This is a genomic window from Rhodococcus sp. MurmanLake-1 (assembly GCF_056945715.1).
On sequence record NZ_JBWZNF010000007.1, the window covers coordinates 68,694 to 79,923 of the forward strand.

12 protein-coding genes are annotated in these 11,230 nt (G+C 61.2%); 5 read left to right on the forward strand and 7 right to left on the reverse strand.

Features of this window, described 5'->3' with window-relative positions:
- Positions 1–386: 386 nt before the first annotated feature.
- Positions 387–1,553 (forward strand): alkane 1-monooxygenase, encoded by a 1,167-nt coding sequence (locus AC2ETI_RS19985; protein WP_029256457.1) that lies wholly within the window; start codon positions 387–389, stop codon positions 1,551–1,553.
- Positions 1,554–1,591: 38 nt separating this feature from the next.
- Here the strand turns inward: AC2ETI_RS19985 and AC2ETI_RS19990 are convergent, their stop codons facing one another.
- Entirely contained in the window at positions 1,592–2,539 is a 948-nt protein-coding gene (locus tag AC2ETI_RS19990) for a nuclear transport factor 2 family protein (RefSeq protein WP_060937856.1), read from the reverse strand.
- Positions 2,540–2,541: 2 nt separating this feature from the next.
- Entirely contained in the window at positions 2,542–3,180 is a 639-nt protein-coding gene (locus tag AC2ETI_RS19995; protein ID WP_070795552.1) for an NAD(P)-dependent oxidoreductase, read from the reverse strand.
- 167 nt (positions 3,181–3,347) lie between these two features.
- On the opposite strand from AC2ETI_RS19995, the gene AC2ETI_RS20000 reads away from it, so the two are divergent.
- The 3 genes from AC2ETI_RS20000 to AC2ETI_RS20010 all read left to right on the forward strand — a co-directional run bounded on the left by AC2ETI_RS20000 (position 3,348) and on the right by AC2ETI_RS20010 (position 5,677).
- Positions 3,348–4,319 carry a serine/threonine dehydratase gene (locus tag AC2ETI_RS20000; protein WP_483634299.1) on the forward strand — a complete coding sequence of 324 codons (972 nt, stop codon included), beginning with the start codon at positions 3,348–3,350 and terminating at the stop codon, positions 4,317–4,319.
- 58 nt (positions 4,320–4,377) lie between these two features.
- Positions 4,378–4,779 carry a hypothetical protein gene (locus AC2ETI_RS20005; RefSeq protein ID WP_483634300.1) on the forward strand — a complete coding sequence of 134 codons (402 nt, stop codon included), beginning with the start codon at positions 4,378–4,380 and terminating at the stop codon, positions 4,777–4,779.
- Positions 4,780–4,840: 61 nt separating this feature from the next.
- Positions 4,841–5,677, forward strand: a complete 837-nt coding sequence (locus AC2ETI_RS20010) for a DUF1206 domain-containing protein (protein WP_019745667.1) — start codon at positions 4,841–4,843, stop codon at positions 5,675–5,677.
- A 19-nt stretch (positions 5,678–5,696) separates the two neighbouring features.
- Here the strand turns inward: AC2ETI_RS20010 and AC2ETI_RS20015 are convergent, their stop codons facing one another.
- From AC2ETI_RS20015 to AC2ETI_RS20025, 3 genes are all read right to left on the reverse strand, one after another.
- A complete protein-coding gene (locus AC2ETI_RS20015) occupies positions 5,697–7,004 on the reverse strand; it encodes a serine hydrolase domain-containing protein (RefSeq protein WP_483634301.1) in 1,308 nt (435 codons plus the stop codon).
- A gap of 82 nt (positions 7,005–7,086) precedes the next feature.
- On the reverse strand, positions 7,087–7,824 hold the full coding sequence (locus AC2ETI_RS20020) for an SDR family oxidoreductase (protein ID WP_483634302.1): 738 nt from the start codon (positions 7,822–7,824) through the stop codon (positions 7,087–7,089).
- Entirely contained in the window at positions 7,821–8,525 is a 705-nt protein-coding gene (locus tag AC2ETI_RS20025; RefSeq protein ID WP_019745664.1) for a TetR/AcrR family transcriptional regulator, read from the reverse strand. Before AC2ETI_RS20025 ends, AC2ETI_RS20020 begins: the two co-directional genes overlap by 4 nt.
- 175 nt (positions 8,526–8,700) lie before the next feature.
- Here AC2ETI_RS20025 and AC2ETI_RS20030 point away from each other — a divergent pair, with 175 nt between their 5' ends.
- The gene (locus tag AC2ETI_RS20030; protein WP_046379431.1) at positions 8,701–9,474 is read left to right on the forward strand and encodes a DUF4190 domain-containing protein; all 774 of its coding nucleotides are present in this window, start codon (positions 8,701–8,703) and stop codon (positions 9,472–9,474) included.
- Between the two features lie 13 nt (positions 9,475–9,487).
- Here the strand turns inward: AC2ETI_RS20030 and AC2ETI_RS20035 are convergent, their stop codons facing one another.
- Together AC2ETI_RS20035 and AC2ETI_RS20040 are read right to left on the reverse strand one after the other, a co-directional pair.
- Complete coding sequence (locus AC2ETI_RS20035) at positions 9,488–9,964, reverse strand: SMI1/KNR4 family protein (protein ID WP_024487502.1); 477 nt, start codon at positions 9,962–9,964, stop codon at positions 9,488–9,490.
- Between the two features lie 161 nt (positions 9,965–10,125).
- On the reverse strand, positions 10,126–11,226 hold the full coding sequence (locus tag AC2ETI_RS20040) for an alcohol dehydrogenase catalytic domain-containing protein (RefSeq protein ID WP_019745661.1): 1,101 nt from the start codon (positions 11,224–11,226) through the stop codon (positions 10,126–10,128).
- Positions 11,227–11,230: the final 4 nt, after the last annotated feature.

Below are 11,230 nucleotides of genomic sequence, written 5' to 3' on the forward strand. Positions count from 1 at the left end.
GACCAGTTGAGGGCGCGCAGTCTTTTTGGTCGCCACTACGAGCGGAAATCCTGTCCTCTGCTTATGATTTCTGTCACTGCCGGTTACCGTTACTTCGACGAGGGCGACGCGGTTCGACCTTGCCTTGGCAGGGATCATCGATCCTCGGCGACGTGCGGAGGTGGTCGCCATCCCCGCAGATCCGTGGGGTATTTTGTCCGTATCTACTGTCGGGGTGAGCAGTGATGTGCGGGGGAGTTTTTGGTGAGTACAAGCGCTCGTGCCGTCTTTCGAGCAGGGCGCTCTGGATTTCGGGACCATACCCGTCCGGACATTAGTTCTGGTTTGCTGAGCGTGAACGGTGCGTGGGGCGAATCGTTCGAGGGGACGAAAGGCGAGATCGGCGAATGACAGCGACTTCCGACGCACGGCATACCGAATCCAAGGCTGTCCAGAACACCGACTCGCCGTCTGGCGAAAACCCGCGCTGGCGCGACCGCAAAAGGTACCTGTGGCCGCTCGGATTGCTGATTCCACTCAGCCCGTTCATCTCCTGGTTTCTCGTCGACAACCTTCGTCTCGGATTGTTCTGGGCGACCGGCGCGTGGCTCCTGGTCATCGTCATCCCGATCATCGACATGTTGGCTGGTGAAGACGGCGAAAGTCCGCCGGACGATGCGATCCCACGACTGCAGAAGGACCGCTACTACCGCTGGTGCACTTACGCGTTCCTCCCCTTGCAATACGCCGGTCTGGTCTTCGCCTGCTGGTGCTGGATCAACGCTCCGATGGGAATCGCGGAGAAGATCGCGATGTCGTTCACGGTGGGTGTCGTCGCCGGCGTCGGTATCAACGCGGCCCACGAGCTCGGCCACAAGAGCGAGAAGAGCGAACAGTGGCTCGCGAAAGTGGCGCTTGCGCAATCTCTCTACGGGCACTTCTACGTGGAGCACAATTTCGGCCACCATGTGCGTGTAGCTACTCCGCAGGACCCGGCCAGCTCACGGTTCGGTGAGAGCTTCTGGAGGTTCTTGCCACGAAGTGTGTTCGGCGGGCTGCGGTCGGCATGGCGCATCGAGAGCGCTCGACTCCAGAGGAAAGGCAAACGAACCTGGAGCTTCGAGAACAATATTCTCAACGCTTGGGCGATGAGTGTTGTCCTCTTCGCGACGCTGATCGGTATCTTCGGTTGGGAGGTCGCGCCCTGGCTCCTGCTGCAGGCAGTTGCCGGATTCACCTTCCTCGAAGCGGCGAACTACCTCGAGCATTACGGTCTGCTGCGTGGCAAGCGTGCTGACGGCTCGTACGTTCGCTGCAGCCCCGCTGACAGTTGGAACAGCGATCACGTCGTGAGCAATCTGTTTCTCTACCAACTGCAGCGGCACAGCGATCACCACGCCAACCCGAAGCTGCGGTACCAAAGTCTGCGTAGCGCGGCCGAAGCGCCGCAACTTCCGGCCGGCTACGCAGTGATGATCGTGATCGCGTGGATTCCACCACTGTGGCGCCGGGTGATGGATCAGAGATTGTTGGACTACTACGACGGCGACACAGAACGAATCAACGTCGGCTGATCACGTAGCCGTCCGCTGAACTGTTCGGAGTTGTCGTCTCAGCGACCGTCATCCCACACGGTGTTACCGCTTGCGGTCGTCGAAGGGTAGTCCTGGACCGCGTCCCAGTGTTCGACGATTTTGCCGTTCTCGTCGAATCGGAAGATGTCCATCGAGCCGCTGCCGGCCGTTCCCTCACCGGACGAAGCGAAGGTCTGAACAAAGACGAAGTCGCCCTCGGCTACCGTCCGTGGAAACTTGGTGGCCTTGTCTCCGGTAACGGGTTCGATCCCGGCCAGTGCGGTGACAAATGCGTCCTTGCCGTCAGCGAACGAGGGGTTGTGCTGGGTGTAGGTCGGACCGACCAGCTGGTCGGCAGCCTCGGCGGCTTTGCCTTCGTTGAAGGCGAGCTGCAGGAACGTCAACGCGTTGGCCGTGTTGCGCTCCAAGACTTCTGACGACTTGGACGGCGACGAGGTGGGTCCGTCGAACATCGTGTTCGGATTTGCGGACGTTTCCGGCACGTCTTGAATGGCATCCCAGTGTTCGACGATCTTGCCGTTGTCGACGCGGAAGATGTCGAACACGGCCTGGCCGCGGTCGCCGGGTGCAGACGTGGTGTGAGACTGGAGGGCAACCAGATCGCCCTCGGCGAAAACACGAGTGATCTCGGCGTGTAATCCGGGTGTGGCCTCGACGTAACCGCCTATGCCGCTGACAAATCCGGCTGCCCCGTCGGCGGCAGTGGGGTTGTGTTGGATGTAGACGTCGCCAAGGTACCGGTCGGCGGCTTGCTGTACCTGACGGCCGTTGAACGCCAGTTCGTAGAAGTCCGTGACGACGGTCTTGTTGGATTCGAGTTGATCGCCCTGTTCGGCAACAACGCTCGTGGACGTCGCAGAGCTGCTGGGCGTTGCGGATTCCGCGTCGTTGGAGCACGCGGTGAGCAGGAGAGCGGCGGCAGCGGGAACAGTGATCCAGGCTGCGCGCCTACGAAGGTTGCTCATGTTCAGTGTGCGACGGTGAAACGCTGGCGACGGTGGGCCGGAGTCTCGATCTCGTCGACAAAAGCGTGGGCGTAGTCTTCGCCCGCGATGGCGGAGTTACCCTCGGCGTCCGTCAGGAGAATGTCGCCACCCAACTGGAACGATCCCTTCGGGGCGACGCCGGCATGGGCACCGAATGCTGCGGCCGGGCTCACGTAGAACCAGTCGACATTGCTGTCAGTTGCGCGGAGCGCGTCGAGGACGTCGGCGTGAGCGAGCGCCTCACCCTTGTATGCGTCCGGGAAATCGGGGGTGTCGACGACGCGCGGCCCACCCTCGGCGACCAACAGGCTGCCGGCGCCACCGACTACGGCAATGCGAGCACCGTTGTGTGCGGCGGCATCGGCGAGGGGAGTGACGGCGTCGAGCAGGCGCTTGCCGTCGATCTCGCGAGCGGGGATGGCAACGACAACGACGTCGTTGTCTGCCGTGATCTGCTCCACGATCGTGTTGTCGTGAACCGAACCCTGCACGACATTCGTGTCGGTTCCGGACTGCGCGCTGCGAGCGACGACGGTTACCTCGTGGCCGCGTGAAGCGGCTTCCTTCGCGATTGCACTTCCTGCAAAACCGTTTCCACCGAATACTGCGATCTTCGACATGGCGTGTGCCTTTCCTTGCTGTCGTCGTTGTGCTTGTAGTAGTAAATTTATTCACCTGGAAGGTCGATGTCTCGGTCAGATGCGGGCAGTAATTGGTGAAAAACAGACATCTTGATGACGATGGGCCGACTGCTTCGGGTCGAAGTTGCGAACCGTAGGGTTGGTACATGACTCTCACCGCCGACAACAACGCAGGTCCGCTGACAATCGAGCGCTCGGATGTCGAAGCCGCACGGACTCGTATCGCAGGACTGGCGCGGCGTACTCCCATCTTTCGAACTGCGGTGCCGACACCACACGGTGAGGTGCCGGTTCTGTTCAAGCTCGAGTACCTCCAACACGGCGGCTCCTTCAAGGTGCGCGGCAGTCTCAATGCAGTGGAACGAGCGGTCGCCGACGGCACCATGCCTGACGCAGGCGTGGTGATCGCGTCCGGCGGCAACGCTGCGATCGGCGCTGCGTGGGCCGCGCGGCGCCGAGGACTCACCTGCACAGTGGTGGTGCCGGAGACAGCGCCCGAAGCAAAGGTGAAGGCACTTGGGGAGTTGGGTGCAACCGTTCACAAGGTCGGCGACCGGTATGCACTCGCCGCTGCCGCTGCGGCGGACATCGCACGCTCGAGCGGTGCGCTCGAACTGCACGCCTACGACCTGCCCGACATCGTCAGCGGAGCCGGGACCATTGCTCTCGAGATCGAGGACGACGCATCCGGACCGATCACGTATTGCGTTGCAGTCGGTGGCGGCGGCTTGGTCTCTGGAATCGTCGCGGCGGCTCGTCCCGAAGATCAAGTGGTAGCCGTCGAGCCGACCGGGGCTGCCACCTTGCGCACCTCGCTCGATGCGGGGCGTCCGGTCGATATCGAAGTGAACAGTATCGCCGGGGACTCATTGGGGGCCACACGGATTGGCGCCATCGCCTGGGAGACGCTGCATGAGAGTTCGGTTAACAGCGTTGTGGTCGACGATGATTCGATCCGGCAGGCGCGGGCGTTCCTGTGGCGGGAGTTCCGGATCCTGGTGGAGTTGGGAACCGCGGCAGCAATGGTTCCGGTTCTGAACGGAACGGTGACGCCGCCGTCCGACGGTGAATTGTGCGTCGTTTTGTGCGGTGCCAACACGCATCCGACCGACCTGTAATTTTTGCGTATTTCTTTGCCTGCGTGTGAGAAAGTCCCAGGTGGGTACCTCTCGCAGTATGAGTACCAGCAGCATTATCTGGATAATTGTTGCCGTGGTCGTGGTGATAGCGATCGTGGCCGCACTCCTGTGGGTGGCGCGAAACAGGCGCGACGAGCGTCGTCACATCGAGGCAGAACAGATCCGCGAAGACGTCGCAGACAAGTCGCTGCAAGTAGGCGAGCGCGAGGCGCGGGCAGAAGAGACAGCAGCCAAAGCGCGCATGGTGCAGGCAGAGGCCGACGCCAAAGCGGCGGAAGCGTCTGCGCTGCAACATCATGCAGCGCAACATCGGAAAGAGGCGACGAGCTCTCGCGAGGAACTGAACCAGCAACGAGATCATGCAGACACGATCGACCCCAAGGTTCCCAACCCCGAAGAACCGCGGTCGACGCTGGATCAGAACCCTCGAAACCCTTGATCTCGAAACACTTGATGCAGGCGTTCGAGGGAAGCGTCTGCCCGTATATGGTTCGACGATCATGATGAACAAAGAATCGTCACCGCAGGACCAGAAAAGTGTCACGTCCACGGCGGCTGACGTCGCACAGAACAATGTCTTCGAGCGCTTTGCCCGCGCAGGATTTGTCGTCAGCGGCGTGGTTCATCTGCTGATCGGATATATCGCGATCCGCCTTGCTCTCGGTGGATCCGGGTCTGCGGACCAATCGGGTGCGATGGCCGAGTTGGCAGGAAAACCAGGGGGTGTCTTCGCTCTGTGGGTCGGCGTCGTGGCCTTCCTTGCCATGGCGTTGTGGAGATTGGCCGAAGCTGCGTTGGGGAGCTCGTCGTCGCCGTCCTCGGACGACAAGAAGAAGGAGTTCTTCAACCGTGCAAAGGCTCTGGGCATTTCGCTCGTCTATTTCGGTTTTGCTTTCACTGCATTCGGATTCGCCCGCGGAAGCGGGAAGTCCAGCAGCGGTCAGAGTGCGGGAATCACGGCGCGTTTGATGGAGAACACGCTGGGGACTATCGCATTGGTGATCGGTGGGATCGCGATCATCGCTGTTGGTGTTTACCACGTGTATAAGGGCGCGAGCCAGAACTTCCTGGATGATTTGAAAGGCACACCCAGCAACTTCGTGCGCCGACTCGGAACCGTCGGGTACGTCGCCAAGGGCTTGGCCATCGCTGCTGTCGGCGTTCTGGTTCTTCTCGCGGTCAACAGTTCCGAACCCGGCAAGTCCTCCGGACTCGACGGAGCGTTCAAGACGCTGGGTGCGCAGCCGTACGGAGTGGCCCTGCTGATCCTTGCCGGATTGGGCATCATCACCTACGGGCTCTACTGCTTCGTGATGGCACGCTCGACGAAGATGTAGCGCCCCTGGGTAAGTGGGTCTATCCGAATGACCCGGTCTGGAAACCGGCGTCGCTGCCCGACGAACTTCCCGTCGAGCTACCGAATATCGGTCGTCTCGGAACCAGATCATGCATCAGGTTCACTGCTGCAGGGTCGATCATCGCCGCATTTCCACCGTTCGCCAGAATCGTGATCGACCAGCCGCTGTCGGGAACCAACAGGGTGATGCAGTTGGATCCCGAGCTGTCTCCGTTCTTCTTGGCGAACGATTGTGGGAAGTTCGGCGTCGGGGGTTGGAGCTGCCACGCCATTCCCATTCCGAATGCAGGATTCTCCGGAGCTTGCGTGTCGATCTGCTCGAGCATCGAGGTCAGGACCGGTTTGAGCGGGTTGTTGCCATAGCCGAGAGTTGTTGCGGCCCAGATCGACATGTCCTCGGCGGTGCTGACGAGGCCACCCCCGCCTGCGATCGCACCCGTGTTGTTCCACAGAGGAGCTCTTGTGCCGTCGAGGTAGTACGGAACGGCCAGGTCGGTTGCTTTGGTCTCGATCACGGTACCCATCATCCCGAGCGGGTCGGTGATTTCGCGGGCGACTGCTGCCGCGAAAGGCGGCTTCTCCTGTCCCGGAATGATCTTGTCTGCCATGAGTGTGCCGAGCAGTCCGAACCCGAAGTCCGAGTACAGCCAGTGGCTACCGGGGGCGAACTCCAAGGCCCCGGGAGCCCGGAGTCCTTCCCAGAGCATGTCTCTCGTGTACTTCGCTTTCTCGTCCACACACGATTGTGTGGGATCTGCGCACCCAGCCGAGAGATTGGGTGGGTCGTCGCTAAGACCGGAACGGTGGGTGACCAGTTGGCGAAGCGTGATCTCCTCGCCACCGCTGCCTTTTGGCAGCAGGTTGCCATCCGAGTACTTGCTCGCCAGGTCGTCCAATCCGACTTCTCCCCGAGCGATCAGTTTCGCCAGTAGTGCAGCCGTGAAGGTCTTGGTCTCCGAGGCGATCTCGAATTGCGTTCGTGGAGTGACTCTCACGCCGTTTTCGACGTCGGCCTGGCCGTAGTGGTACGTAGTGGTGACACTCGCTTTGCGGTTCTTCTCATCCGGTTTGACGATGGCGAAGGCAAGACCGGGGACTCCGCTGTTCAGCAGTGTCTCTGCGACGCGCTGTACCGCTTGGGCTTCTGCAGGATCGCCGACCCGCGAACCTGGATTGGGTGCCGTGGGGCCGGCGGCGCCGGCGGTCGAGGAGGTCGCGAGGGTTATGACGGCGGTTGCCGCCAGTCCTGCAACGCTGATGAACTGTCGTCGTGACGTCCGGGCGGACCCTCGATCCTGGTTTTCCATTGTTTGCACATTACAACCAAAGTCGACTGGTTTGACTGTTTTGTCGGAATTGCCAAGGTGTGGTCCTTAGACGATGGATTTGCTAAATCACGCCGCCGTTGACGTAGATGACCTGGCCGTTGACCCAACGAGCTGGGCCGGCGAGAAACGCGACAGCCTCCGCGATGTCCACCGGTGTGCCGAGGCGTTCCAGGGGAGCCAGCTTGGACAGGTTCTCCACTGTAGCTTCGTCTTTCCCGTCCAGGAACAGATCGGTGGCCGTGGGGCCTGGGGCTACGGCGTTGACCGTGATGTCGCGTCCCCGTAGCTCTTTCGCGAGAACCAGGGTGATCGCGTCGACAGCACCTTTGGTGGCGGCGTACGCGGCATAAGTCGGAAACGCCAGCTTCTTCACGGAGGTGGAGAAATTGATGATCGCACCACCGCGCCGGACACGTCTGGCTGCCTGCTGGTCGACCACGAAGGTCCCTCGGACGTTGGTCCGATGCATCCGATCGAAATCGTCGAAGTTCAGTTCTGCGACGGTGGAGAGAATCATGATTCCGGCTGCATGGACGACGACGTCGATGCCCCCGAACTCCTCCTCGACCGTACCGAACAGGGCCGCGACTTCACCTTCGTCGGCGACGTCGGCATGCACCGCGATGGCCCGACCGCCCGCTGCGACGATGGTGTCAACTGTTTCCTGGGCGCGTTGAAGGTTTCCTGAATAGTGCACGGCGACAGCCATTCCGTCGGCGGCGAGCTTCTCGGCAGTCGCTCGCCCGATGCCGCCGGAAGCTCCGGTGACGATGGCGACGCGGATGGTGGTGTCAGTCATGATGTAACTCCTGAACTGGTTTCGGGTGCATCGGACAGCTTGCGTAGCCACTCGCGCAGGAGGCCGACTTCGTTGGTGGAGAGGGAAGTTGAATCTACGGCGGCGAGTTGGGCGTCGAGAGTGGATGCAACTCTGTTGAGGGAGGCGTCCGGGTGGGCGTCGGATTCGTCGATGATGGACGCGAAGATTCCGTCGCGAACTCGCTGTGACAGCGTCGGATCGGGGTACTGTTCCGGCCTTACGACGAGCATCAGAGCGACGCCCGCATTGGCGGACATCACCATCTGCGTAGCCACGTCGACCGACACGGTCAGAACGCCTGCCGCAGCGCATCGTTCGAGAACGGATCGAAGTAGCGCCTGGGCTTGCAAGGCGGTGTCGGCACTCTGGGCGGAAGGTGAGTGCATCAGTCGGTAATGAGCGGGATGTGCGAGCGCGAAGGCGGTATGCGCATCCCAGCCGGCCCGTAGATCGGCAACTGGGTCATCGGAAGGTGTCGCAGCGCGTTTGCCTTCGAGGTATTCGAAGAAACCTGCCTCGACGACGGCTGCGAGCAGTCCGTCCTTGTCGCCGAACTGACGGTAGAGCGCGGGGGCGCCGACGCCGGCCATCTCGCACACGGCGCGGGTGGAGATGTCACCGTTGGGGGAGGTGTTGAGCAACTCGGTTGCTGCTGCCAGAATCTTTGCTCTCGAACTCATGAAAACAACGCTAACATAAATGTGTAATCGTTGCTATCGCCGGTTTGGTCGTGCGAACGAACTACAGACACAGGCACCAGAACTTGATCAGATGAGTGAGCCGGTCCGGCCACGGTTCTGTGTGGAGTGACGGCTAGAGCCGTTCTGTTGTCGCACTCTGAACGAAGGAATCCTGGTGATCGACTCGGAAACTACTGTTGCGCCGAATAATTCGCATTCTGGTTATCTGGGGTGGATTCTGCGGGTCGTCAGTGTCGTGGCGTGCGTTGCGGTTGCAACGGTCGTTGTCTCGCTGACGCTCGGGCCGCGATTCGCGCGGGCCTGGGCACAGTGGGTTGCTCGTCATCTAGGTGGGGACTTCGAGACGGGAGTCGTTGTCGGATTTGTGACTGGGCTTTTAGGCATTGCTGTGACTTTGTTTGCAGCGCTGATGAGTTCGTTGGCGTGGCGGCGCCGCGGTGGCCCGGCGTTGTCGCTTGGTATCGGTGCTATTGCCTTGCTTGCCGTTCTTCCTGGCGCAGTGAATTTGAGTATCGCGGTCGGTGCAGCAGGATCCGGGGTAAGGGCGGCGGGGAGGATCCTCGACGTCGACGGGCCGGCGTTTCGTGGAGCCTGGGTAGCGGGATCAGTGGCGGGACTGTCGCTGTATATGGTCGGGGCGCTGCTGTCAGGGAGGAGCCTTCGTTCGGCATTCGGGCCTGTCAGGCAGGTGGTGTCGCCGCCGCCAGGGGTGGTCGGCGGTACGAATGCCTTGGCCATCGTCGCACTGGTACTTGGAATCTTCGGTGGGGTTCTTGCTATTCCCGTGGGCCATGTGTCGCTGAACCAGATTCGCCGTTCCGGCGAAAGTGGGCGCGGATTGGCAGTGGCCGGCCTCGTTCTCGGCTATCTGTCGCTGGTCGTCATCGTAGGTGTCGTACTAGTGGCTGTGCCCGCGGCCTTTCGATAATTTGGGTCGCGCGTCAGAGTTGGGTGGGCTGGAGTGGCTCGATGTCGTAGGCGCGGGGTCCGAACAGGCTCGCCGTCCGGGTGCGAATGGACGGAAGTGCTTCGTAGAGGCTCCCGCCGAGGCGGTGGAGGGAGTTGAACGATCGCGATTCCCAAACCGGAAACTCTCCGTCGGTGTCGCGTGATGCTGTGTCCCACAGGAGGGCGTCACCGTTTTCGCTCCATCCGAAAACCTGCAGCGAGTCGGGGAGTGACCAATCGCCGTCGGGTTCGATCATCCAATCGAACTCGTCATCCTGTCCTTCTGTGTAGACCGAATGAAGATGAGCGGTGAGGTTGCGGGCGCGCCCTTGCCAGCCGTCGGCAAATCCGGGAAGGACGGGCGGATAGATGAGCCAGAGTCCGAAGGTCCGCGCCCACCCTGCGTGCCGGATGAATGCGCGATATGAATCGGGGAAGCCCTGCCGGTCGGGAAATCGAAAAGAATCCAAAAAGGTGAAATCTATGTGTTGAAGCGTCGGTTGGCCTTTTACCGTCAGCGCGTTGGGTCCCGTGGCAAACACGTCATCAACACTAGCAATGCGAGTCCGTGGGGGATCTCGGGCGGGAGGTCTTGGCTGGTTGTTCCCCGAGTTCGTCGGATCAAATACCTTCAATGACCCGCAAGATTCACCACCAATCGAATCACCAACTCGCCGTCCACCTCTCGGGTCCGTTTCTCGCAGATCACGTTCATCAATGCGGTGCCCTCATCGATGCCGAGTTGGTGTGTGAGTAGCGTGTCGATCGTGTCGTCGGCGCTCGTCAATGCAGCTGCAGCGGAGGCGAGTTGGTGGTTCGTGACTCCTCTGTTGCCCGTCAAGGCAACGCGCAGAGAGCCCCTGGTGAACGTCGTGATCGCGGGTGGTGTCGGTCCACCCGTGTTGGCTTGTCGCACCCCGGCGATGTCCACCCCGGGTAACAAATCGGACGTGGCCTTGGCCGGCACTCCACCAATCGGATGCACGGAGACAACTCGATCGCCGAGGCGTTCCAGAGCGGTGTCGATCGACGCTACTGTGCCGGCGCGGTGAGTCGCGACCAGCACGGCGACCGAGCCTGTGGTTTCGCGTACCCAGTTCTCGGTAGCGAGCGAGTTGACCACGGATGGAAAGTGATTTGTCGTCCACTCCATGCCGAGTTCGGTGCGGTGGACCATTACTACTCGGACGGTTGGGAAGAGAACGGAGGGTGCGAGGGCCGCAGCCAGATTTCCGATGAGACCGTCGCCGAAAATGAGCAGCGTCCCCGGTGACTCACGGGAGAGGCAGGAGAGCGCATACCTGACGACGGCGTACGGTTCGACGAGAGTAGCGCGTGCGCTGGAAAGTTCCAGTGGCAACGGCGTGACCAACCCTCCACTCACCGCGGGCACGCCGATGATGACGCGTTGTTGAAACAACCCCTCGACGTTGTGGCCGAGAAGAAACGATGAATCATGCGGATGCGTCGGGTTGACCACGACTCGATCACCTACCTCGAAGCCGGTGACGCCGTCGCCCACTTCGACGACGCGGGTAGCGCCTTCGTGGCCGACGATGGGCGAGGGGTCGTCCCTGTCTCCGCGCACAATCTGAATGTCAGTCCCGCACAGGCTGACTTTCTCGGGGGCGACGAGAAGTTCGCCGGGTCCGGGAGTTGGAGTCGGCCGCTTTTCGACGCTCGACCGACTGCCCCTTCTCACGATTGCGCGATGGGTGAGTTGCGTTGTCATGAAT